The organism is Pseudomonas idahonensis (assembly GCF_037903935.1).
In the GTDB taxonomy this organism is placed as follows: domain Bacteria; phylum Pseudomonadota; class Gammaproteobacteria; order Pseudomonadales; family Pseudomonadaceae; genus Aquipseudomonas; species Aquipseudomonas danubii.
In genome coordinates this window covers 6,724,382-6,747,768 of the sequence record NZ_CP149586.1, presented here as the reverse complement: position 1 = coordinate 6,747,768, position 23,387 = coordinate 6,724,382, and the positions used below count along the sequence as shown (strand labels likewise).

The following is a 23,387-nucleotide window of genomic DNA, read 5'->3' as shown; positions in this document are numbered from 1 at the left end:
AGCCGGTTGCAACGGCGGGGGCTCAGCTTTCCAGCCAGACGTCCCGCGCCCAGTGCCACACCGATTCCCAGGACTCTTCGGTGATCAGCTCTTCTTCGCCGGACCACAGCACCACGGTGCCGTCTTCTTCGACGCAGTAGTAGTTGTCGCCGTCCTGGCAGATCGGGATCAGCTCACGAGGCACGCCCAGGTCCCAGGCGGTCGCGGCCACTTCCGGCAGGTAGGTGTGGGATTGCGGGTCGGTGACGGTGACCGGTTCCAGGCTGCCGTAAACCACGTCGCTGACCGTCAACAGGAACTCTTTGAAGACGAACGGGATATTGATGAACAGCTGTTCTTCAATTTCCACCAGTTGGTCTTCGTCCGGCAGTTCCAGGGGGACGGGTACCGGTTCGTTGGCTTCTCGGAGTTGTTCGATGACTTCTTCCACGGCCTGGGTCCTCTTTGCTCTATGGCGCGGTTGTTTGACGGCGGTTTATACAGTAGCTCGCTATAAGTGCAATCGTGAAATGCAAAACCCCGACCTGAGTCGGGGTTTTGCCTTACAGCTGTGACAGCAGAATGAATCAGCCGTTCTGGCGGATACCTGCCACCAGCCATGGCTGGTTGTCGCCCTGGGCGCGTTCCATGTTCCAGCTTTCGCTGAACACTTCGCCCTGGTCGAAGCGCGAGGTCTTCGATACACCGCTGAAGGTCAGGGTGGCGATGGTCTTGTCGGCACGGTCATCCACACCTTCAAGTTGCACTTGCAGGTTGTCGATGTAGGTGGACTGGAAGCTGTCGCCCAGATCGGCACGTTCCTGTTTCAGGAACTGCAGCATCTGCGGGGTGACGAACTCGGCAATCTTGTCCATTTCGTTGGCGTCCCAGTGTTGCTGCAGGGACTGGAAGTGATTGCGCGCCGCTTCAATGAAGCGCTCTTCGTTGAACCAGGCCGGAGCGTTGATCACCGGACGCGCGGCAGGTGCTGCCGAGCCACCGAAGATCGAACCGCCAGCCGGTTGCTGAGGCTCGAAAGCTTCACGCTGCATCGGTGCGTGACCCGCTGGAGCGAACTGCTCCTGCTGCTTGCGACGGCGAGCGGCGATAAAGCGGAAGATCACAAAGGCGATGACCGCCATGATCAGGATGTCGAAGATCTGCATGCCCTGGAAGCCGTCACCCATGAACATGGAGGCCAGCAGGCCACCGGCTGCGATGCCGGCCAGAGGGCCGAGCCAGCGCGAAGCACCACCGGCCTTGGCCGCGGCACCTGCAGCTCCGGCTGCGCCAGCGGTGGCTGCAGCGGCAGGAGCGCCCGGAGTGGTTGGCGCCGCCTGGCGAGTCTGGTGGGTCGGGGCAGCGCCGGCGCTTTTGCCGCCACCGAAGCGCTTGGCGTTGGCGTCGAGGCTCATCGTCAGGCCGATGCACAGCGCCATGGCGATGCTAAGAAAACGTTTCATAAAGGGGGTTCCCATTTGTGGATGGCACGCGCGCCATATTGCACAGGTCAAGTGTCAGTGGCGAGCGGCATAATGTTTCGGGCTTTTGCCTGAAAGGCTTGATTCAGCCCTGTCCGCAATCATGCTCGCCGATAGGTTTTTTGTCTGTAAGGACGTGGTTTAGGTTCAATCCCCAAGCCGAACAGCGACGCATTGCCAGCAGTACCACGCCAGCCCTGATCAGGGCGATTTCTGCGCTGACCTGTAGCAGCCGGCTTGCTGGCGAAGAAGTTCTTCACCAGCAAGATTCGCTGGCAAGCCAGCGCCTGCGGATCGTCTGCGGTTAGATGGCTTCCAGCTTGGCGTAGCCGAGCATCAGCCATTTGCTGCCTTCACTGAAGTTGACCTGGACCCGGGCCTGGGCGCCGGCACCTTCGAAGTTGAGGATCACTCCGTCGCCGAAGACCGAATGGCGCACGGCCTGACCCAGGCTCAGGCCGGTGTCCGGAATCTCGCTGCCGCCGAACAGGCTGCTGGTGCTTTGCGACTGGCCGCCACCGAAAGGCCGGCTGACGCTGTTGGACAGGCGCACTTCCTGGATCAGCCCCTTGGGCACCTCGCGTACGAAGCGCGACACCTTGTTGTAGGTTTCGCTGCCATATAGACGACGGGTCTCTGCATAGGTCATCACCAGGTTCTGCATGGCCCGGGTAATGCCCACGTAGGCCAGGCGGCGTTCTTCCTCAAGGCGGCCGGGTTCCTCCAGGCTCATCTTGTGGGGGAACAGACCTTCTTCCATGCCCACCAGGAACACGTAGGGGAACTCCAGGCCCTTGGCACTGTGCAGGGTCATCAGTTGCACGCTGTCTTCGTGCTCGTCGGCCTGGGTATCGCCGGCTTCCAGGGACGCGTGGCCGAGGAAGGCCGCCAGGGGCGTCAGGTCCTCGTCCTCTTCGGTGTTCTCGAAGTTGCGCGCGGCGCTCACCAGTTCCTCAAGGTTTTCCACCCGGGCCTGGCCTTTCTCGCCTTTTTCCGCTTCGTGGTAGGCGATCAGCCCCGACTGCTCGATCACCGTCTGGGTCATCAGGTGCAGGGGCATTTCCTGGGTCTTGGCCGCCAGGTTCTCGATCAGCTCGATGAAGGCGCCGAGGGCGCCGGCCGCACGACCGGTGAGGCCTTTATTGGCCACCAGTTGGCGCATGGCTTCCCACATCGACACATCGCTGTGGCGCGCGTGCTCGCGGATGGCTTCGACGGTCTTTTCGCCGATGCCCCGGGCTGGAACGTTGATCACCCGTTCCAGGGCTGCGTCGTTGCCCCGGCCTTCCAGCAAGCGCAGGTAAGCCATGGCGTTCTTGATCTCGGCCCGTTCGAAGAAGCGCTGACCGCCATAGATACGGTACGGAATGCGCTCGCGCAGCAGGGCTTCTTCCAGCACCCGGGACTGGGCGTTGGAGCGGTAGAGAATGGCGATATCGCTGCGGGCCAGGCCGGTTTTCAGCGCGCTCTCGATGGTTTCCACGACATAGCGGGCTTCATCGTGCTCGTTGAAGGCGGCGTACAGGTTGATGGCTTCGCCGTCGCCGCCATCGGTCCACAGCTCCTTGCCCAGGCGCCCGGTGTTGTTGGCGATCAGGGCGTTGGCGGCCTTGAGGATGCCGGCGGTGGAGCGGTAGTTCTGCTCCAGGCGGATCACTTCGGTGTCCGGGAAGTCGGCGGAATACTGATGGATGTTCTCGATTTTCGCCCCGCGCCAGCCGTAGATCGACTGGTCGTCGTCGCCCACCACCATCAGGCTGTCGCCACCCTGGGCCAGCAGCCGCAGCCAGGCGTACTGCACGGCGTTGGTGTCCTGGAACTCGTCCACCAGCACATGGCGGAAGCGCTTCTGATAGTGCGCCAGCAGGCCCGGGTGGTCGCGCCACAGGTCCAGGGCGCGCAGCAGCAGTTCGGAGAAGTCGATGACCCCGGCGCGCTGGCAGGCGGCCTCGTAGGCCTCATAGATGCCGCGCATGGTGGCCAGGAAAAGATCGCCGCTGGCCTGGATGTGTTGCGGGCGCAGGCCTTCGTCTTTCTGTCCGTTGATGAACCACTGGGCCTGACGGGCCGGCCAGCGCTGCTCATCCAGGCCCAGCTCGCGGATCACCCGCTTGACCAGGCGTTGCTGGTCGTCGCTGTCGAGAATCTGGAAGGTCTGGCTCAGGCCGGCTTCCTGCCAGTGGGCTCGCAGCAGGCGGTGCGCCAGGCCGTGGAAGGTGCCGACCCACATGCCCGCCGGGTTGATACCCAGCAATTGTTCGATGCGGTGGCGCATCTCGGCGGCGGCCTTGTTGGTGAAGGTCACCGACAGGATCGAGTGGGGCGAGGCGTTCTCGACCTGGATCAACCAGGCGATACGGTGCACCAGCACTCGGGTTTTGCCGGAGCCAGCACCGGCCAGGACCAACTGACGACCCACGGAGGCAGCTACGGCCTGGCGTTGGGCATCGTTGAGGGAGTTCAACAGGAGGGAGAGATCATCGCGCATCGGGGCATTCTAGGGGGCCGCGTCACCCCGGGCAAACCCGGCATTGCATTAGCCGATAAAACAACGGCCGGGGACGACCGGTTGGTCACAGGCCGCAGCCATTGGTGTCTCTCGCGCGCACACTTGCACGGCGGATTACGGAGGGATTTGTTTTATCGATTTTATGATCCAGAGCAGTTTGGCTCGAGCTTGTGCTTGTGTATGCTCCGCCGACGTTTCGGGCTCTACATTATAAGAATACTGCCTATGACACTTAACCCCGACCCGTCCGGGCCCTTCATGGCGCCGGGGGGCATCCGCCAGCATTACGCCGTCGAGATGGCAGTGGAGCGTACGCGCCTGCTGTATCAGGGCTCGCTGCTGCCGACCCTTTTCATGCTGCTCAACGGTCTGGTGTGCACCTGGTTGCTCTGGAGTCCGGCGCGCTATCTGTTGCTCAGCGTGTGGATGGTCTGGCTGCTGGCCCTGGTGGCCTTGCGGGTGATCCAGGTGGCGGCGTTCGACTCGGCGATTCCCAGTCGCCAGGCGCAGCCCATCTGGCAGCGCATGTTTCTTCTGGGGTCGGCGGTCAGTGGCCTGACCCTGGCCTGCGCCGGCATCGCCCTGGTGCCCACCGACAGCTTTTTGCAGCAGGCCTGGGTTTTCGGCCTGATCGGCGCGGCGATTCTTTCCGCCAGCGTGGCCTACGCGGTCAGCCTGCAGGCCTTTCTCTCCTTCACATTGCCCTGCCTGTTGCCGGCCATCGCCTATCTGTTCTGGGGCGGAGACGATCAGCAGCGCGGCTGGGGCTGGCTTGGGCTGATTCTCCTGGTATCCCTGAGCGTGGTGGCCTGGCAGGTCAACCGCCTGATTCAGCGAGGCCTGTTGCGGCGCTTTCAGAATCAGGCGCTGATCGAGCATCTGCAGGATGCCCAGAGCCGCGGCAGCCAGCTCAACCGCGAGCTGGCCCGTGAGATCGAACAGCGCCGACGGGCCGAAGAACAATTGCGTGAAGCCCAGGCCGGGCTGGAGCAGCGGGTGGCCCAGCGCAGCCTGGAACTGGACCAGGCCAACCAGGCCCTGAGCAAGAGCGAGGCGCGCCTGGCCCTGGCCCTGAATGCCAGCGAGCTGGGACTTTGGGACTGGAACCTGCAGACCGACGAAATCCATCACACCCAGATCAAGGAACTGTTTGGCCTGGAGCCCGAAGACGTCACCGCGATGCTCAGCCATCTCAAGCCGCGCCTGCACCCCGAGGATTTGCCGCTGCTCAAACGTGCCCTGGTGGAGCACCTCAAGGGCCGCAGTGAGGATTACCAGGTGGAGTACCGGGTGCGCCATGGCGACGGCCATTGGGTGTGGATCGAGGACCGGGGCAGGGCGGTGGAGCGCAGTCCTGGTGGAAGGGTGTTGCGCATGGTGGGCACGCGGCGGGATATCAGCGCCGACAAGGAAGTGGAGGTGCAGCGCAATCTGGCGGCGACAGTCTTCGAGGCGGCCAGTGAAGGCATCGTCATCCTCGACCCCGAGTACGCCCTGATCGCCGCCAATCAGGCCTTCAGCCAGGTCACGGGCTATCAGATCGAGGACATGCTCGGGCGCAATGTGGTGGAACTGTCCTGTAGCCGCGATGCCCGCCGGCATTACCCGTTGATTCATCAGGCCCTGGAGCAGCACGGCAGTTGGCAGGGCGAGCTGGTGGAGACCCGCAAGAACGGCGAGCTCTATCCGCAATGGCTGCAATTGAACGTCGTGCGGGATAAGCGAGGGAAAATCCGCCACATCGTGGGCTTCTTCGCCGATCTCTCGGCTCGGCGCGAGTCCGAGGAGCGCATGCGCTACCTCACTCACTACGATGAACTCACCGGGCTGGCCAACCGCTCCCTGTTTCGCGAGCGCCTGGGCGAGGCCCACCAACGGGTACGCCAGGGCGGCCGCAGCCTGGCCTTGCTGCACATCAATCTGGATCGCTTCAAGTTGCTCAACGACAGCCTCGGCCATGAAGTGGCCGACCAGTTGCTGCAGAAGATGTCCAGGCGACTGGTCAATGCCCTGCCGGAGGCCGACACCATCGCCCGGCTGTCTGGGGATGAGTTCGCTGTATTGTTCGACGCCTACGGCAGCCTGTCGAGCCTGACGCGGGTGGCGACCCGGCTGCTGAGCAAGCTGCGCCTGCCGATCACCGTCGATGGCCATGAATTGGTGGTCAGCGCCTCCATGGGCATCAGCATGCTGCCGGACAGCGCCCGGGAGATTGCTGCTTTGGTCAGTCAGGCGAACATGGCCATGGCCCACGCCAAGCACCTGGGCGGCAACAACTTCCAGTTCTACACCGAGAGCCTGCAGGCCAGCACCCTGGAGCGTCTGCAACTGGAGAACCAGCTGCGCAAGGCCATCGAAGAAGGCCAGTTGATGGTGTTCTACCAACCCAAGCTGTGCCTGGCCACGGGCCGGCTGAATGCTGCCGAAGCCCTGGTGCGCTGGGATCACCCGACCATGGGTCGGGTGCCGCCGGGGGACTTCATCGGCCTGGCGGAAGAGACCGGGCTGATCGGGCCCATCGGCGAATTTGTGTTGCGCCAGGCCTGCCGCCAAGCCTGCGACTGGCAGCGCCAGGGGCTGGAGCCGATTCGGGTGTCGGTCAACCTGTCGGTGTATCAACTGCGCCAAGGCAAGCTGGTGAGCCTGGTGCGCCAGGTATTGGAAGAAACCGGCCTTGCGCCGCACTTCCTGGAGCTGGAGCTGACTGAAAGCCAGCTCCTGGACAGCGTCGAGCACATCATCGCGACCTTCCAGCAACTGCGTGATCTGGGAGTGAAGCTGGCCATCGACGACTTCGGCACGGGCTACTCGTCCCTGAGCTACCTCAAGCGCATTCCGGTGGACTACGTGAAGATCGACCAGGCCTTTATCCGTGGCCTTGCCGAAGGTGGCGAGGACGCGGCGATTACCCGGGCAATCATTGCCATGGCGCACGGGCTGTCGCTGAAAGTGGTGGCCGAGGGGGTCGAGGACCCGGCGCAGTTGACCTTCCTGCGGGCCGAACACTGCGATGAAGTGCAGGGCTACCTGATCAGTCGTCCGGTGAATGCCGAAGCGCTCGCGCAGCTGTTGCAGGCCCAGTCTGGCTAGTGGGCGGCGACGCCAGCCACAACGGCTACATAAGTCCTACCCGGCTGAAAATGGGGGGCAGGCCGGCAAATTGATGATGCATTGAACAGGCAAAAAGACGATTCCTGTAGTATAACTACAAGCTTGCTACATCCCCGGCGTCAGCCAATAACAATGAGTCCAGCCCTTTGAACCTGTTGCAGCACATCGCCCAGTCACGTCATTTGTTACGCAAATCGGAACTCAAGGTCGCCGATCACGTGCTCCTTGATCCTGCGGCCGTGATGCACAGTTCCATGGCGGACCTGGCCCACAGCGTGGGCATCAGCGAACCGACCATCGTTCGTTTCTGTCGGGCCATCGGTTGCTCCGGTTTTCAGGACCTGAAGCTCAAGTTGGCCCAGAGCCTTGCCGCCGGTGCCAGCTTTGGCCAGTTCGCGATCCATGAAGACGATTCTGTCGCTGACTACAGCCTGAAGATCTTCGACACCACCCTGCACACCCTGATGGAAGTTCGCGAGAAGCTCGATCCGGTGGCCCTGCAGCAGGCGGTGACGGCCATGTCCCAGGCCCAGCGTGTGGAGTTCTACGGCTTTGGCGCGTCGGGCGCGGTGGCGGCGGATGCCCAGCACAAGTTCTTCCGCCTGCTGCTGACTGCGGCGGCCTATTCCGACCCGCACATGCAGGCGATGTCGGCGGTGACCTTGAAGCCTACCGACGTGGCCATCTGTATTTCCCAGTCCGGGCGCTCCAAGGACCTGCTGATCACCGCCAATCTGGTGCGTGAAAGCGGCGCCTCGCTGATCACCCTGTGTCCGAGCCAGACGCCGTTGGCCGAGCTGTCCACGGTCAACCTGGCCATCGATGTGCACGAAGACACCGAGATCTATACCCCGCTGACCTCGCGTATCGCCCACCTGGTGGTGATCGACGTGCTGGCCATGGGCGTGGCCATGGCTCGCGGGCCGAGCCTGGTGAACCACCTCAAGAGCGTCAAGCGCAGCCTTCGCAGCCTGCGTCTGTCGCCCAAGTCGGTCAAAGCCCTGGACGATTGAGTCTGGAGAGGGGCGAATGTTCATCGTCCTGTAACCGACCCGCCGCCAAACCGTAACCGCCGACGTCCATCGTGAAGCTCCCGTACTCGCATTGGGAGACTCGAAATGGCCCGGCCTTACGAAGAGAGCAACAGCGCAGTCAAGACCCGTCGTCAGCAGGAAGACCAGCGCCGCATGGAATTTCGTCGTGCGATCGAACACCGCTTCGAGCTGCGTCAGTTGCAGCAGCAAATCAACGATTACCCCGAGCTTGAGGCTGTCAATTACTGGCAGGCGGCACCCGCGGCTTCCCGTCGAAGCGTTCAACCAGCCCGCTGATCTGCACGCGTTCGCTGCGGATGAATCCCAGGAACGCATGCGCTACCGGTGACAGGCGTTTGGCTTTGGCCTGCACCAGGCACCAGCTGCGAAGCAATGGCAGCTCTTCGACCGGCAACTCGATCAAGCCGCCGGTCGCCAACTCAAGGTTCAGGGCGTGGCGCGTCAGCAAGGCCACGCCCAGACCCGCCCGCACACATTCACGCTGAGCTTCCGCCGACGACACTTCGAGGATCTGGGTGAAGTGCACGCGCTTCTCCTTGAAGTACTCCTCGCAGGCCAGGCGCGTGCCCGAGCCCGGCTCGCGCAGCACCAGGGTGTAGGGCTCCAGGTCCTGCAGGCGCAGCGGCCCCATGTGGCTCAGGGGATGATCCGGCGGCGCCACGGCGACGATCGGGTTGTTGAGGAAGGGCAGGAACTCCAGCTCCATGTCCTGGGGCACCATGGACATGATCACCAGGTCGTCGCGGTTGTCCGAGAGGCGGCGGATTACCTGGGCGCGGTTGACCACCGTCAGTTGCAGGTGGACTTCCGGATGCTGGCGCTTGAAGGCGGCGAACAGGTGCGGGACGAAGTACTTGGCGCTGGATTCCACCGCCAGCTTGAGCTGGCCCTGCAGCGAGCCCTGCATGTCCGAGAGCTGCATGTCGAGGTTCTCCAGACGCCCGAAGATGTCCCGGCTGGCCCGTTGCAGGGCCTCGGCGGCTTCGGTCATGTAGAGCTTCTTGCCCACGTAATCGAACAGCGGCTGGCCGATCAGTTCCTCCAGCTGGCGAATCTGCAGGCTGACCGCGGGCTGGGTGAGATTCATTTCATCGGCGGCGCGGCTGTAGGAGCGTAGATCGCAGACTTCATTGAAAATCTGCAACTGACGTAATGTCAGTCTCATCAAGGACTTACGCATTTTTCATTGCTCGCGCCAAGGGCTGGTAGCACGACTATAAGTCTTTACTTATGCCCAACCCAATAATTATTGATTTTTGTTAATCCCTCTGCAGAGCTAGTGTGACGCGGCGACTGACTTGAAACATTTGGTCACGCGCCGACTCGGTCTAGCGGGTCGTTTGTTCCAACGGCTCAAGGGAACCTCCAAGTGATAAAAAAGATCCTGATCGCCAACCGTGGTGAGATCGCCGTACGAATCGTGCGTGCCTGCGCCGAGATGGGCATCCGTTCGGTAGCGATCTTCTCCGACGCTGATCGCCATGCCCTGCATGTAAAGCGTGCGGACGAGGCCCACAGCATTGGCGCCGAGCCGCTGGCCGGCTACCTGAACCCCCGCAAGCTGGTGAACCTGGCGGTGGAAACCGGCTGTGATGCCTTGCATCCCGGCTATGGTTTCCTTTCGGAAAACGCCGAACTGGCGGACATCTGCGCCGAACGTGGAATCAAATTCATTGGCCCGTCGGCGGAAGTCATCCGCCGCATGGGCGACAAGACTGAAGCCCGTCGCAGCATGATCAAGGCCGGTGTGCCGGTGACCCCAGGCACCGAAGGCAACGTCGCGGATATCCACGAAGCCCTGACTGAAGGCGACCGCATCGGCTACCCGGTGATGCTCAAGGCCACCTCCGGTGGTGGCGGTCGCGGCATTCGTCGCTGCAACAGCCGTGAAGAGCTGGAGCAGGCCTTCCCCCGAGTGATTTCCGAAGCCACCAAGGCTTTCGGTTCGGCGGAAGTGTTCCTGGAAAAGTGCATCGTCAATCCCAAGCACATCGAAGCGCAGATCCTCGGCGACAGCTTTGGCAACGTGGTGCACCTGTTCGAGCGCGACTGCTCGATCCAGCGCCGCAACCAGAAGCTCATCGAGATCGCCCCGAGCCCGCAACTGACCCCGGAACAGCGCGCCTACATCGGCGATCTGTCGGTGCGCGCGGCCAAGGCCGTGGGCTACGAGAACGCCGGCACCGTGGAGTTCCTGCTCGCCGAGGGCGAGGTGTACTTCATGGAGATGAACACCCGGGTGCAGGTGGAACACACCATCACCGAGGAAATCACCGGCATCGACATCGTCCGCGAGCAGATCCGCATCGCCTCGGGCCTGCCACTGTCGGTGAAGCAGGAAGACATCCACCACCGTGGTTTCGCCCTGCAGTTCCGGATCAACGCCGAGGACCCGAAGAACAACTTCCTCCCCAGCTTCGGCAAGATCACCCGTTACTACGCCCCCGGCGGCCCCGGCGTGCGCACCGACACGGCGATCTACACCGGCTACACCATTCCGCCGTTCTACGACTCCATGTGCCTGAAGCTGGTGGTCTGGGCCCTGACCTGGGAAGAAGCGATGGACCGTGGCCTGCGCGCCCTCGACGACATGCGTCTGCAAGGGGTCAAGACCACCGCCGCCTACTACCAGGAAATCCTGCGTAACCCGGAATTCCGTAGCGGTCAGTTCAATACCAGCTTCGTTGAAAGCCATCCGGAACTGACCAACTACTCGATCAAGCGCAAACCCGAAGAGCTGGCCCTGGCCATCGCCGCCGCCATCGCCGCCCACGCAGGCCTGTGAGGAATAAAACAATGTCCAAGAAGATTCATGTAACCGACACCATCCTGCGCGACGCCCACCAATCGCTGCTGGCGACCCGCATGCGCACCGAAGACATGCTGCCGATCTGCGACAAGCTCGACAAAGTCGGCTACTGGTCCCTGGAAGTCTGGGGCGGCGCGACCTTCGACGCCTGCGTGCGCTTCCTCAAGGAAGACCCCTGGGAACGCCTGCGCCAACTGCGCGCGGCGCTGCCCAACACTCGCCTGCAAATGCTCCTGCGCGGGCAGAACCTGCTGGGCTATCGCCACTACAGCGATGACGTGGTCAAAGCCTTCGTGGCCAAGGCCGCGGTCAATGGCATCGACGTGTTCCGCATCTTCGACGCGATGAACGACGTACGTAACCTGCGGGTGGCGATCGAAGCGGTGAAAGCGGCCGGCAAGCACGCCCAGGGCACCATCGCCTACACCACCAGCCCGGTGCACACCATCGAGGCCTTCGTGGCCCAGGCCAAGCAGATGGAAGCCATGGGCTGCGACTCCATCGCCATCAAGGACATGGCCGGTCTGCTGACCCCTTATGCCACCGGCGAGTTGGTCAAGGCGCTGAAGGCCGAGCTGTCGCTGCCGGTGTTCATCCACTCCCACGACACCGCCGGCCTGGCTGCCATGTGCCAGCTCAAGGCCATCGAGAACGGCGCCGACCATATCGACACCGCCATCTCCAGCTTCGCCTGGGGCACCAGCCACCCGGGCACCGAGTCGATGGTTGCGGCCCTTAAAGGCAGCGAGTTCGACACCGGCCTGGACCTGGAACTGCTGCAAGAGATCGGCCTGTACTTCTACGCCGTGCGCAAGAAGTACCACCAGTTCGAAAGCGAATTCACCGCGGTCGACACCCGGGTGCAAGTCAACCAGGTGCCGGGCGGGATGATTTCCAACCTGGCCAACCAGTTGAAAGAGCAGGGCGCGCTGAACCGCATGGGCGAAGTGCTGGCTGAGATCCCGCGGGTGCGTCACGACCTGGGCTACCCGCCGCTGGTGACCCCGACCTCGCAGATCGTCGGCACCCAGGCGTTCTTCAACGTCCTGGCCGGCGAGCGCTACAAGACCATCACCAACGAAGTGAAGCTCTACCTGCAAGGCGGCTACGGCAAGGCCCCGGGTCAGGTCGACGAAAACCTGCGGCGCCAGGCCATCGGCAGCGAGGATGTGATCGATGTGCGTCCGGCCGACCTGCTGAAACCGGAAATGACCAAGCTGCGCGGCGAAATCGGTGCCCTGGCCCATTCCGAAGAAGACGTGCTGACCTACGCCATGTTCCCGGACATCGGGCGCAAGTTCCTCGAAGAGCGTGAGGCCGGCACCCTGGTTCCGGAAGCGTTGCTGCCGATCCCCGAAGCCGGTGGCGTCAGCAAGCCGGGCGGTGAAGGCGTGCCGACCGAGTTCGTCATCGACGTCCACGGCGAAACCTATCGCGTCGACATCACAGGCGTTGGGGTCAAGGCCGAAGGCAAGCGCCACTTCTACCTGTCCATCGACGGCATGCCGGAAGAAGTGGTGTTCGAGCCACTCAACGAGTTCGTCGGCGGCGGTACCAGCAAGCGCAAACAGGCCAGCGCCCCGGGCCATGTCAGCACCACCATGCCGGGCAACATCGTCGATGTGCTGGTCAAGGAAGGTGACGTGGTCAAGGAAGGTCAGGCGGTGCTGATCACCGAAGCCATGAAGATGGAAACCGAAGTCCAGGCGGCCGTCGCCGGCAAGGTCGTGGCGATTCACGTGGCCAAGGGCGACCGGGTCAACCCGGGCGAAATCCTCATCGAAATCGAGGGCTGAATTCAGGCCCTCATCTGCAACGGTTTACCTCGGGGGAGCTACGGCTCCCCTTTTTTTTGCTTTTCTGAAGTGTCTTTTAATGCATTTTATGGGAGGAATATTTTATTGAAATGCATTTTGATGCACTTATAGGCATATTGGCTTGGAAAAACTGCAATACAATGCACGGATGATTGAAGCGGAGCGTCTCTTGAAGTGCAGCAAATGACAGGTACCCCAATGCTCCGGCTGACGTTGCAGCTCTACGGCGCAGGGGCGTGGGCCGATGCCATGACCCTGAGTTTCGACAACCCTGAAGAGGGCTTTGCCAGCCCTTGCAGCTTTGGTTATGTCCCGCAGTATCTGGTGGACAACCTGGACGCTGTTGCCAGCCCGTTGGGCCGTTCGGTCAGTGCCCAGATACCTCTGGGGTGGGAGCCCTGGCGAGAGGACCGGGCTCCGGCCTTTCTTTATGACCTGGTCGCCACGCCGGCGGCACGCAGCTTTTTGCTCCGCCAGATCGGCCATGAGCGACCCGATGGCATGGGCAGCGAGTTGTTCCTCCTGGCCCGAAGCACTGCGGCGCCCATTGGCCATCTGCGGATCAAGGAATCCCTGGCAGGGTTGCACAGGCGTCCGGCCCTGGGCTTCACCCGGGAACAGGTGGTGACCCTGGATAACCGTTTTCTTGAATACGCCCATGAGCAGGCGGCGGCTTTTGGTGGCACGGCGAGCATCGGCGACGAAGCGCCCAAGCTGTTGCTGACAGAAAACCGCGAGGGCTTGTTGTACCCCGATGCGCTGCTCGATGACGCTTGTGCAGCGCGTCACTGGTGGGTGAAGTTCCCCCGTCACCCGGCTTCGCCGAATGCCTGCGACATCCTCAGAAGCGAGTTCCATTACTACCGGGCGCTGCAGCAGCTGGGTATCGAGACGTTCCCGGCGCCTGGGCTGGCGCTGGAAGAGGGGCGGCGGCCAAGCCTGTGGATGCAGCGTTTTGACCGTCGGCTAACGCCCGCCGGAGTCGAGCGTCTGGCGGTGGAGTCGATCTATTCCCTGGCCGGGCTGGTGGGGCATGGCCAGGGCATGCGCCATACCGAGGTCCTGGGGATTCTCGCTGAACTGTGGCGCGCCACCGGCCAGGAGGCGTCGATCCCTGAACTGGTGGCGGACTACCTGCGGCGCGACCTGCTCAACAGGATCCTCGGCAACACCGACAATCATGGCCGCACGCTTGCGGTGGTTCGCACGGATACAGAGGTGCGCCTGGCCCCGATTCATGACCTGGCGCCCAAGGTCATGGATGACCAGGGGATTGCCCGCACCACCAAATGGCCCGGACGCATGGAAGTAGCCGGCGACGTCGACTGGCGCCTGGTCTGTGCCAGCCTCAAGCCGCTGCTCGATCCCGAGGCCGCCCTGACGCGCCTGCGCGCAGATGCCGAACACCTGCGGGCCCTGCCGGACCTGTTGAGTGCCGGCGGCCTGCCCGAAGCCACCTTCAATCATCCGCGCATTCACCTGCGCCACCTGGACCGACGCCTGCAGGAGTGGGGATTGCGATGAGCATGACGCTGGAAGAACGCGGGGCCTTGATCGACCACATCCAGCAGGAGCTGGCGGGCGGTCGCTTGTCGCTTGGCGACGCGGTCAAGCGCCTGCGCACTGAAGTCACGGGGCTGCATCAGAGCCAGTTTGCCCGTATGTGCCGGATTTCCCTGCGCACCCTGATCCATATCGAACACGGTGACGGCAACCCGACCCTCAAGTCATTGAATGCGGTGTTCAAGCCGTTCGGCTTGCAGATGGGGGTGGTGAAGGTGCAGAAGACCAGCCGCGCCCGTTCGCTGCTCGATGAACTTGAGCGCTCGGCAAGAAGCCCGGGTATTCCCGGGCCTTCGACGCTTGCCTGAGCCTTAGCCGCGTTTGGCGTAGCCCTTGCCGTAATGCTTTTCCATCCGTGCCTGGATCAGTTCCAGGCCGATGGACAGCAGCCAGTAGATCAGCGCCGCGGTGCTGAGCATTTCAATGTAGCGGTAGCTGGAGCGGCCGTAGGACTGGGCCAGGAACATCACTTCCCAGACCCCCATCACCGAGATCAGCGACGAGTCCTTGAGCATCGAGATGAACTGGTTGGTGGCCGGCGGAATGATGGTGCGCATGGCCTGGGGCAGGGTCACCTGCCAGAAGATCACGCTGTCGCTCATGCCCAGGGCCAGGGCCGCCTGGCGTTGGCCGTGGGGCACGCCCAGGATGCCGGCACGGAAAATCTCGCTGAGGTAGGCGCCGTAGTTCAGCGACAGGGCGATGATCCCGGCGGTAATGGCGCCCGGCACCACCCCCAGTTGCGGCAGGCCGAGGTAGATCAGCAGGATCTGGATCAGCAGCGGCGTGCCGCGAAAGAACGAGGCATAGAAGCTGGCGATGCCGAAGGCCACGGCGCTGGAAGACAGGCGCGCCAGGGCGGTGACAAAGCCCAGCAGCGACGAGGCGACGATGGAGCAGGCGCAGAGGAACAGGGTCAGCGCCGCGCCCTGGAGAAAGCCGCTGGGGGACAGGTGCAGGCCCAGCAGGTTCGGCAGCTTGTCGAGGATGATCGAGAACTTCAGATCGAAGCTCAGGAAGAAGCTGGCGAACAGCACCAGCAGCGCCGCCCAGGTCAGGTACAGACGAGTGCGAAAGCCCAGCAGACGCTTGAGCAGCGGTTCAGCCACCGGTTGCGGTGGCTGAGGCGGTGGCGTGTAGGCAGTCATTGGCTGATATCGGCGCCGATCCATTTCTGCGACAGCTTGCTCAGGGTGCCGTCCTGCTTCAACTGGGCGAAGACTTCACGCACCTTGGCGTTCCACTGGGCATCGCCTTTCTCGATGGCCACCGAGTTGGGCTCGGCGTACAGCGCCTCGCCGGCCAGCTTGAAGCGCGCATCCTGGGTCAGCCGCGGCTGGGCGGTGACCAGGTTGGTGAGGATCGCATCCAGACGCACGCCCGGGCCCAGGCCGAGGTCCTGGAAGGCCACGTTGTCGGTGTCGTAGGGGGCGATCTGTACGTTCTCGAAGGGATACTGCAGGTGGGTGTCTTCAGCGCCTTCGATCACCAGATTCTTGTTCAGGTAGCTCTCGTAGCTGGAGGCGGCGGTCAGGCCGACCTTCTTGTCGCTCAGGTCCTTGGCGCTGTGGATACGATCATCCTTGGCATTGACCACAATCACCGCCGGCGAGGCGTAGTACTGCACCGGGAAGTCGAAGACTTCGGCGCGGGCCTTGCTCGGGGTCATGGAGCAGATGCAGATGTCGTAGCGTCCGCTCCAGCGTCCCGCGGCGATCACATCCCAGGACGGTGTTTCCAGGCGCAGCTTGACGCCGAGCTTGTCGGCCACGGCCTTGGCCACGTCGACATCGAAGCCGTCCAGCTGGTTCTGGTCATTGAGGAACGAGAAGGGCGGGTAGCTTTCCATCAGCACTCCGACCAGCTCCTTTTTCTGCTCGATACGCTCCAGGGTGGCGCCGGCGAAGGCTTGGGAAGAGGCGGTAAGCAGGGTCAGGCCGAGGGCCAGCAGCGGTTTGAAATTCATCGGAATCCTGACTGAAAAAGAGTTGTTATTAACCGAATGGTGCGTATTTAATAGTTATAAGAACGACTCCGGTAGTGAGTTATTTTCATAAGCATATGAGTAAAAAGCATATGGGCGCAGGTAGCACGGTAATTCTGGATGGCGGTATGGGTCGTGAGTTGCAGCGCCGTGGTGCGCCGTTCCGGCAGCCCGAGTGGTCAGCCCTGGCGTTGAGCGAGGACCCCCAGGCGGTGGAGGCGGTGCATGCGGCCTATATCGCCAGCGGTTCCAACGTGATCACCAGCAACAGCTACGCCGTGGTGCCTTTCCACATCGGTGAAGAACGTTTTGCCGCCGAAGGCCAGGCCCTGGCGGCCCTGGCCGGTGAGCTGGCGCGCCGCGCAGTAGAGGCCTCCGGCAAGCCGGTGCGGGTGGCGGGTTCGTTGCCGCCGCTGTTCGGTTCCTATCGCCCGGACCTGTTCGATGCGTCCCGGGTCGAGGAAGTGCTGAGCCCGCTGGTTAAAGGGCTGGCGCCTTTCGTGGACCTGTGGCTCGCAGAAACCCAAAGCTCGATCGCCGAGGCACGGGCCATCCACGCCGGACTGCCCAAGGACGGCAAGCCGTTCTGGCTGTCCTTCACCCTCAAGGACGAAGAGGTCGATGAAGTGCCGCGCCTGCGTTCCGGCGAGCCGGTGGCTGAAGCGGCGGCGGTGGCGGCGCAGTTGGGCGTGCAGACCCTGCTGTTCAACTGCAGCCAGCCGGAAGTGATTGGTGCGGCGGTGGATGCCGCTCGCGAGACCTTCGAGCGCCTGGGGGTGCAGATCCATATCGGCGTGTACGCCAACGCCTTCCCGCCGCAGCCCGAGGATGCCACCGCCAACGACGGCCTGTGCCCCCTGCGGGAAGACCTGGACCCGCCGGGTTATCTGCAATGGGTGGCGGACTGGCACCAGCGCGGTGCCAGCCATGTCGGCGGTTGCTGCGGCATTGGGCCTGAGCATATTGCGGTATTGGCGCAGAACCTGGGCTGACCCCTGTAGCCGCTGCCGCAGGCTGCGCCAAGGTCCGCAGGACCTTCCGCGGCCTTCAACGGCGGCGCACGCTGCGTCGGAGTGCCGCCCAGCCCGGTCGCAGCCTGCGGCAGCGGCTACAGGTCTTCTGCCAGGCCGGGTTCACCGCTCCCTTGTAGGCGCCGGCTTGCCGGCGAAAACCACGGTTACCCGCGACACTCCGCCAGCGACTTGAGCTGCCCCGCGCCGCTCTGGTTCTCATCGCTGAGCCATTGCTCGAAACCCTTGGCAATCACCGGCCATTCCCCGTCTAGGATCGAGAACCACGCGGTATCGCGGTTCTGTCCCTTGGCCACCATGTGCTGGCGGAACACCCCCTCGAAGCTGAAACCCAAACGCTCGGCGGCGTAGCGCGAGCGGGCATTGGCGTTGTTGCACTTCCATTCCAGGCGCCGGTAGCCCAGGGCGAAAGCTTCCTTGGCCAGCAGGTACACCGCCTCGGTGCTCTTGGGCGAGCGCTGCATCGGTGCGCCGAAAGTGACGTGGCCGATCTCGATGCGGCCCTGGGCCGGGACGATGGACATCAGGCTGATCAGGCCCTGGGCCTGGCCACTGGCGCGGTCGATCACGGTGAAGAAATACGGGTCACTGGCAAGGGCGTGGTTACCGAGCCAGGCATCGAACGCCGCACGCTCGGGGAAGGGGCCATAAGGCAGGTAGTTCCACAGCACGGGGTCGGCGCCGGGGCCTTGCAGCACCTGGAACAGCTCATCGCCATGGCGCACCGGGTCGAGCCTTTCCAAACGGATGAAACGCCCTTCAAGCAGGGTGGCCGAAGGGGCGGGGACGCCTTTCCAATCGGCGAGAGAAATCGACATGCAGTGGCTCCTTGCGGGTTCAGAGGGGTTTGCGGAACTGGATAAAGCCCGGGCGCTCGGCGATGCGCTCGTAGAGCTGGATGGCCGTGGCATTGGTTTCGTGGGTCAGCCAATGCACCTTGGCGCAGCCGTCCTGTTTCGCCTGGGCGTAGACGAACTCGATCAGCTGCCGGCCGACGCCGGTGCCGCGCTGGTCCGGGGTCACCAGCAGGTCTTGCAGGTAGCAGGAATTCTCGATGCTCCAGTTGGAGCGGTGGTAGATGAAATGCACCAGGCCCACGGCGCGCTCGCCGTCCCAGGCCAGGGCCGCGTGGGTCGGTTCGCGGGCATCAAGGAAGCGCTGCCAGGTGCTCTGGGTCACGGCGTCCGCCAGTTCGGTTTCGTAGAAGCGCAGGTAGGCCTGCCACAACGGCAGCCAGGCGGCGTGGTCGGCGGTGGTCACCGGGCGGATCTGGATCTGGCTCATGAAAGCTCCTTTATTGTTCTGGGCGGGCACTCAGCCCATCAGTTGCGACAGGTGTTGGTCACGCGGGTCGGCGCTGGCCGCCAGACCGTCGCGGACCCCGGCAATATCTTCGGCATTGCGGTTCTGGCTGAGCTTGCGCTTGCCCTCCAGGCGCTGGATCGGCAGGGCGAAACCGACAATCGCTTTGAGCATGCCGTCGATGTAGTCGGCCGGGGCATCGGCCACCTTCCACGGTTGCGGGCGACCGGCCTCGTGACGCTCGGTCAGGCCCTCGACCACCTGCAGCAGCCGCTGCGGGTCGGTGAAGACCTCCGGCTGGCCATAGGCGTGCACCGCCACGTAGTTCCAGGTGGGCACCACTTTGCCGTGTTCGGCCTTGCTCGGATAGAACGAAGGACTGATATAGGCATCCTCGCCCATGAAGATCAGCAACGCTTCGGCGCCACTGGCGAGCTCGGTGCACTGTGGGTTGGCCTTGGCCAAGTGTCCGTAGAGGGTGCCATTGGCCCCCTGTTCGGGGTCCAGCAGCAGCGGCACGTGGCTAGCCTGCAGGCCCAGGGCGCCCCAGGTCACCAGGGTCGCCAGGCGGCTGTGCTGGATCACGCCTTGCAGGCGGGGGAGGTCTTCATCGACGAAAGCGCGCGGTAGGTACATGGAAAAAATCCTTGGCGAGTGGCTGCATCCTAGGCAGGCTAATGGTTCGTTGTAAGAGCCATCTTTGGTCTATTTTGTGGGTCCAATCCCTGGGGCGCCTCGATGAACAGTGCTTTGCCTCCGCTGTCTTTCAACCCTGCCGGGATCGAGCTGGATCGCCGCCAGGGCCTCAGCCGCCAGCTGTACCAGGCCCTGCGCCTGCGGGTGCTGGACGGGCGCCTGGCCAGCGGCACGCGCTTGCCGGCCAGCCGTGATCTGGCGGCGGCATTGGGGATTTCCCGCAACAGCGTGGTGCGCGCCTATGACCAGCTGTATGCCGAGGGTTTTATCGAAGGCCGGGTCGGCGATGGCACCTACGTGGCCCAATTGCCAGAAACCCGCTTACCCATCAAAAAACTATCCACAAAAGTATCCACAGGGTTGTCAACAGGCTTACCCACAGGGTTATCCACAAAATCGACCGAAATAACTGGTGATGCATCCAGTAAAGTTATCCACAGCAGTGGTGTGCAGCGCCTGCAAAAGCACCATCTGAGCACGCCACCCAGTGGCCCGCCGCGGGCTTTTCGGGTCGGCGTGCCGGCTTTCGATCTGTTCCCGTTCGAGGTCTGGGCCAAGCTGAATGCGGCTTTCTGGCGCAGGCCGGACCTGCGTCAGCTGTGCTACGGCGATTCCGCTGGCGATTCGCGACTGCGCAGCCTGATCGCCGCTTACCTGCGCAGTGCCCGTGGGCTGCAATGCAGCGCTGAACAAATTGTGATCACCAGTGGCGCGCAACAGGGCATCAGCCTTTGTGCACAGCTGCTGGTGGAGCCCGGCGACAGCGTGGCTGTGGAAAACCCCGGCTATCGGGCGGCCGGTCACGCCTTCGCCGTAGCCGGGGCACAGTTGCAGGGCGTGGCGGTGGATCAGGAGGGCATCGACTGCCGTCAGCTGGAGCAGTTGCCCAACTGCCGCCTGGCCTATGTCACCCCGTCCCACCAGTACCCCACCGGGGTGATCATGAGCCTGGCCCGGCGCCTGGAGCTGCTGGCCTGGGCCGAGCGCAGCGGCGGCTGGATCGTCGAGGACGACTACGACGGCGAGTACCGCTACAGCGGCGCGCCCCTGGCCCCCCTGGCGGCGCTGGACCGGCAGGGCCGGGTGATCTACGTCGGCACCTTCGGCAAGGTGGCGTTCCCGGCCTTGCGCCTGGGTTACCTGGTGCTGCCGCCGAATCTGGTGCAGGCCTTCGCCCAGCGCCGGGCGGTGGACGTGCGCCACTCCGAGGTCAGCACCCAGGCGGTGATGGCCGAGTTCATGGCCGCCGGGCATTTCCAGCGGCATATCCGGCGCATGCGCCGGGCCGCCCTGAGCCGGCGCAATACCTTGCTCGCCGGCTGGCCCGAGGCGATCCCAGGCGTCGGACCGCTGCCCACGGTGGCCGCCGGGTTGCACCTGACAGTGCGCGTGGACAGCCTGGCCCGGGAGCAGCAACTGCTGGAGCAGGCGGCCAGCGTCGATGTCGAGGTTAACGGCTTGAGCACTTATTGGTTACCGGAAACCCTGTTGCCCGAGGACCAACGGGCTGGGCTGGTGCTGGGCTTCGCCGCGGTGCCTGAGGCCGATATCCAGGCCGCCCTGGGCCGCCTGCGCCAGGCCTGGCGGGTCTGACGGGTTATACTCGCGGCCATTTCCCTGCCCGAGAAGCCTCATGAGCCAGACCCTCCCCGTGGCCCCGCAACGCATGTTCGGCGCCCCCCTGTTCGCCTTGCTGCTACTGGTGGCCGGCGCCCTGTTCCTGCAGACCCAGGTGGGTGCGCGACAGGTGCTGCTGTTGCTGCTGGGTGCCGCCCTGGGGCTCACCCTGTACCACGCCGCCTTCGGTTTCACCTCGGCCTGGCGGGTGTTTATCCGTGATCGGCGCGGTGCTGGCCTGCGGGCGCAGATGGTCATGCTGGCCCTGGCGGTGTTGCTGTTCTTCCCAGCGCTGGGGGCGGGCAGCCTGTTCGGCCAGCCGGTGGTGGGGCTGGTGGCGCCGGCCGGGGTGTCGGTGATCTTCGGTGCCTTCATTTTCGGCATCGGCATGCAACTGGGGGGCGGTTGCGCCTCGGGCACCCTGTTCACCGTCGGCGGCGGCAATGCGCGGATGCTGGTGACCCTGGCGTTCTTCATCTGCGGCTCGCTGATTGCCACCCATCATGTGGACTGGTGGTTTGCCTTGCCGTCGCTGCCACCGATCTCCATCGTCCAGAGCTTCGGCGTCGGCCCGGCCTTGGGCTTGAGCCTGTGCCTGTTCGCGCTGATCGCCTTGCTCACCCAGACCCTGGAAAAACGCCGCTACGGCAGCCTTGAAGCCCCGGTCGCCAGCCAGCACCAGGGCTGGCGCCGACTGTTGCGCGGTCCCTGGCCGCTGGTCTGGGGCGCGGTGGCCCTGGCGTTGCTCAACTTCGCCACCCTGGCCCTGGCGGGGCGGCCATGGGGCATCACCTCGGCCTTTGCCCTGTGGGGCGCGAAAGTCGCCAGTGGCTTGGGCGTAGACGTGGGCAGTTGGGTGTTCTGGCAGGGCGCGGCGAACGCCAAGGCCCTGGCCGCCCCGGTGTGGCAGGACATCACCAGCGTCATGGACATCGGCATCGTCCTGGGGGCCTTGCTGGCAGCGGGACTGGCGGGACGTTTTGCCCCCAACCTGAGAATCCCCACCCGTTCCCTGGTGGCGGCGGTGATTGGCGGGCTGCTGCTGGGCTACGGCTCACGCCTGGCCTACGGCTGCAACATCGGCGCCTACTTCAGCGGCATCGCCTCCGGCAGCCTGCATGGCTGGCTGTGGCTGGTGGCGGCCTTTATCGGCAACGGCGTCGGCGTACGCCTGCGCCCCTGGTTCTTCGCCGAAGAGCGCACGTCCCAAGGCCTCACGGGCTGCTAACCGCCACTGTGTAGGAGCCGGCTTGCCGGCGAACAGCGGCGACGCGGTTCGTCACCCACCGCGTCCCCCGCCCGCCCGAACACCGCCCGTGTGCTTGCGCCGGATCAGGTCCCGGACTTGATCTTGGTCCAGGCCCGGGTCCGCGCCCGCTCTGCATCACGGGGCAGCGGTTGCAGGGTGTACAGGGTGCTCATCGCCGCTTCCGTCGGATACAGGTTGGGGTTGTTGCGGATCGAAGGGTCCACCAGTCCGGTGGCGTCCTTGTTCGGGTTGGGGTAACCGACAAAGTCGCTGACCGGGGCGATCACCTGAGGTTGCAGCAGGTAGTTGATGAAGGTGTAGGCATCTTCCGGGTTCTTGGCGCCTTTAGGGACCGCCAGCATGTCGAACCAGATCGGCGCGCCTTCCTTGGGCAGACGCATGTCCACGGTCACGCCGTTCTTGGCTTCCTTGGCGCGGTTGGCGGCCTGGGAAAAGCTCCCCGAGTAGCCCACCGCCACGCAGATATCGCCATTGGCGATGTCGGCCATGTACTTGGACGAGTGGAAGTAGGTGATGTACGGCCGGATCTTCATCAGCAGCGCCTCAGCCTTCTCGTAGTCCGCCGGCTTCTTGCTGTTGGGGTCCAGGCCCAGGTGTTGCAGGGCCAGGGGCAGGATTTCCGAAGGCGAATCCAGCAGGGCCACGCCGCACTGCTTGAGTTTGCTGATGTTCTCTTCCTTGAAGATCAGGTCCCAACTGTCCACCGGCGCCTTGTCGCCCAGGGCGGCCTTGACCTTGTCCGGGTTGAAGCCGATCAGGATGGTGCCGTACATGTAGGGCACGGCGAACTGGTTGCCCGGGTCGTTGGCCTCGATCAGCTTCATCAGCTTGGGATCCAGGTGGTTCCAGTTGGGCAGCTTGCTGCGGTCCAGGGGCTGGAACACCCCGGCCTCGATCTGCTTGGCCAGGAACACGTTGGACGGCACCACCACGTCATACCCGGAGTTGCCGGTCAGCAGCTTGGCTTCCAGGGCTTCGTTGGTGTCGAAGATGTCGTAGACCAGCTTCACCTGGCTGTTCTGCGCCTTGAAATCTTCCAGGGCCTTGGGGGTGATGTAGTCGAACCAGTTGTACACCCGCAGCGTGCGCTCCTCGGCGTGGGCGGCGGTGCCCAGCAGGCTGGCGCACAGGGCGGGAACCATTAAGCGTTTGAGTCTTTGCAT

At 63.6% G+C, this 23,387-nt stretch carries 19 protein-coding genes and 1 pseudogene; 10 read left to right on the top strand and 10 right to left on the bottom strand.

The window, feature by feature from the left end:
* Positions 1-22: 22 nt before the first annotated feature.
* The 3 genes from WIN67_RS30635 to uvrD all read right to left on the bottom strand — a co-directional run bounded on the left by WIN67_RS30635 (position 23) and on the right by uvrD (position 3,948).
* The gene (locus WIN67_RS30635) at positions 23-430 is read right to left on the bottom strand and encodes an SMI1/KNR4 family protein (protein WP_339070440.1); all 408 of its coding nucleotides are present in this window, start codon (positions 428-430) and stop codon (positions 23-25) included.
* Positions 431-566: 136 nt separating this feature from the next.
* Positions 567-1,442, bottom strand: a complete 876-nt coding sequence (locus tag WIN67_RS30630; RefSeq protein ID WP_102881360.1) for a Tim44 domain-containing protein — start codon at positions 1,440-1,442, stop codon at positions 567-569.
* A gap of 322 nt (positions 1,443-1,764) precedes the next feature.
* A complete protein-coding gene (uvrD, locus tag WIN67_RS30625) occupies positions 1,765-3,948 on the bottom strand; it encodes a DNA helicase II (RefSeq protein ID WP_253084125.1) in 2,184 nt (727 codons plus the stop codon).
* A 246-nt stretch (positions 3,949-4,194) separates the two neighbouring features.
* Between uvrD and WIN67_RS30620 the strand changes: the two genes are divergently transcribed.
* The 3 genes from WIN67_RS30620 to WIN67_RS30610 all read left to right on the top strand — a co-directional run bounded on the left by WIN67_RS30620 (position 4,195) and on the right by WIN67_RS30610 (position 8,411).
* A complete protein-coding gene (locus tag WIN67_RS30620) occupies positions 4,195-7,059 on the top strand; it encodes an EAL domain-containing protein (protein WP_102881358.1) in 2,865 nt (954 codons plus the stop codon).
* A 167-nt stretch (positions 7,060-7,226) separates the two neighbouring features.
* Positions 7,227-8,093 carry a transcriptional regulator HexR gene (gene hexR / locus WIN67_RS30615; protein WP_011064325.1) on the top strand — a complete coding sequence of 289 codons (867 nt, stop codon included), beginning with the start codon at positions 7,227-7,229 and terminating at the stop codon, positions 8,091-8,093.
* 105 nt (positions 8,094-8,198) lie between these two features.
* Positions 8,199-8,411: a PA3496 family putative envelope integrity protein gene (locus WIN67_RS30610; protein ID WP_081002137.1), complete on the top strand. Its 213-nt coding sequence runs from the start codon at positions 8,199-8,201 to the stop codon at positions 8,409-8,411.
* Here the strand turns inward: WIN67_RS30610 and WIN67_RS30605 are convergent.
* Entirely contained in the window at positions 8,353-9,315 is a 963-nt protein-coding gene (locus tag WIN67_RS30605) for a LysR family transcriptional regulator (RefSeq protein WP_060845023.1), read from the bottom strand. The genes WIN67_RS30610 and WIN67_RS30605 overlap by 59 nt on opposite strands.
* A gap of 189 nt (positions 9,316-9,504) precedes the next feature.
* Here WIN67_RS30605 and WIN67_RS30600 point away from each other — a divergent pair, with 189 nt between their 5' ends.
* The 4 genes and pseudogenes from WIN67_RS30600 to WIN67_RS30585 form a co-directional block, all read left to right on the top strand.
* Complete coding sequence (locus WIN67_RS30600) at positions 9,505-10,920, top strand: acetyl-CoA carboxylase biotin carboxylase subunit (RefSeq protein ID WP_025131542.1); 1,416 nt, start codon at positions 9,505-9,507, stop codon at positions 10,918-10,920.
* Between the two features lie 11 nt (positions 10,921-10,931).
* Positions 10,932-12,740: a sodium-extruding oxaloacetate decarboxylase subunit alpha gene (oadA, locus tag WIN67_RS30595; protein WP_102862366.1), complete on the top strand. Its 1,809-nt coding sequence runs from the start codon at positions 10,932-10,934 to the stop codon at positions 12,738-12,740.
* Between the two features lie 270 nt (positions 12,741-13,010).
* Positions 13,011-14,285, top strand: a complete 1,275-nt coding sequence (locus tag WIN67_RS30590) for a type II toxin-antitoxin system HipA family toxin (protein ID WP_300246844.1) — start codon at positions 13,011-13,013, stop codon at positions 14,283-14,285.
* A pseudogene (locus tag WIN67_RS30585) lies at positions 14,282-14,548 on the top strand (helix-turn-helix domain-containing protein); the annotation flags it as partial. The gene WIN67_RS30590 and the pseudogene WIN67_RS30585, both read left to right, overlap by 4 nt.
* Positions 14,549-14,635: 87 nt before the next feature.
* Here WIN67_RS30585 and WIN67_RS30580 read toward each other — a convergent pair.
* Positions 14,636-15,472, bottom strand: coding sequence for an amino acid ABC transporter permease (locus tag WIN67_RS30580; protein ID WP_102862364.1), 837 nt, complete (start codon positions 15,470-15,472; stop codon positions 14,636-14,638).
* Positions 15,469-16,290: an ABC transporter substrate-binding protein gene (locus WIN67_RS30575; protein ID WP_102881355.1), complete on the bottom strand. Its 822-nt coding sequence runs from the start codon at positions 16,288-16,290 to the stop codon at positions 15,469-15,471. The genes WIN67_RS30580 and WIN67_RS30575 overlap by 4 nt, the downstream gene beginning before the upstream one ends.
* A 110-nt stretch (positions 16,291-16,400) precedes the next feature.
* Here WIN67_RS30575 and WIN67_RS30570 point away from each other — a divergent pair, with 110 nt between their 5' ends.
* Positions 16,401-17,300 carry a homocysteine S-methyltransferase family protein gene (locus WIN67_RS30570; RefSeq protein ID WP_339070439.1) on the top strand — a complete coding sequence of 300 codons (900 nt, stop codon included), beginning with the start codon at positions 16,401-16,403 and terminating at the stop codon, positions 17,298-17,300.
* 185 nt (positions 17,301-17,485) lie between these two features.
* Here WIN67_RS30570 and WIN67_RS30565 read toward each other — a convergent pair whose 3' ends face one another.
* From WIN67_RS30565 to WIN67_RS30555, 3 genes are read right to left on the bottom strand one after another with little or no spacing between them, the layout of a single operon-like run.
* On the bottom strand, positions 17,486-18,157 hold the full coding sequence (locus WIN67_RS30565) for a GNAT family N-acetyltransferase (protein WP_102881352.1): 672 nt from the start codon (positions 18,155-18,157) through the stop codon (positions 17,486-17,488).
* A 19-nt stretch (positions 18,158-18,176) separates the two neighbouring features.
* Positions 18,177-18,623, bottom strand: coding sequence for a GNAT family N-acetyltransferase (locus WIN67_RS30560; RefSeq protein WP_102881351.1), 447 nt, complete (start codon positions 18,621-18,623; stop codon positions 18,177-18,179).
* Between the two features lie 30 nt (positions 18,624-18,653).
* On the bottom strand, positions 18,654-19,277 hold the full coding sequence (locus WIN67_RS30555) for an FMN-binding negative transcriptional regulator (RefSeq protein WP_110652470.1): 624 nt from the start codon (positions 19,275-19,277) through the stop codon (positions 18,654-18,656).
* Between the two features lie 102 nt (positions 19,278-19,379).
* Here WIN67_RS30555 and WIN67_RS30550 point away from each other — a divergent pair, with 102 nt between their 5' ends.
* Together WIN67_RS30550 and WIN67_RS30545 are read left to right on the top strand one after the other, a co-directional pair.
* A complete protein-coding gene (locus WIN67_RS30550) occupies positions 19,380-20,930 on the top strand; it encodes a PLP-dependent aminotransferase family protein (RefSeq protein ID WP_102881349.1) in 1,551 nt (516 codons plus the stop codon).
* A gap of 40 nt (positions 20,931-20,970) precedes the next feature.
* On the top strand, positions 20,971-22,182 hold the full coding sequence (locus tag WIN67_RS30545; RefSeq protein ID WP_300246778.1) for a YeeE/YedE family protein: 1,212 nt from the start codon (positions 20,971-20,973) through the stop codon (positions 22,180-22,182).
* 104 nt (positions 22,183-22,286) lie between these two features.
* Here the strand turns inward: WIN67_RS30545 and WIN67_RS30540 are convergent, their stop codons facing one another.
* Positions 22,287-23,387, bottom strand: coding sequence for a polyamine ABC transporter substrate-binding protein (locus WIN67_RS30540; RefSeq protein WP_102862356.1), 1,101 nt, complete (start codon positions 23,385-23,387; stop codon positions 22,287-22,289).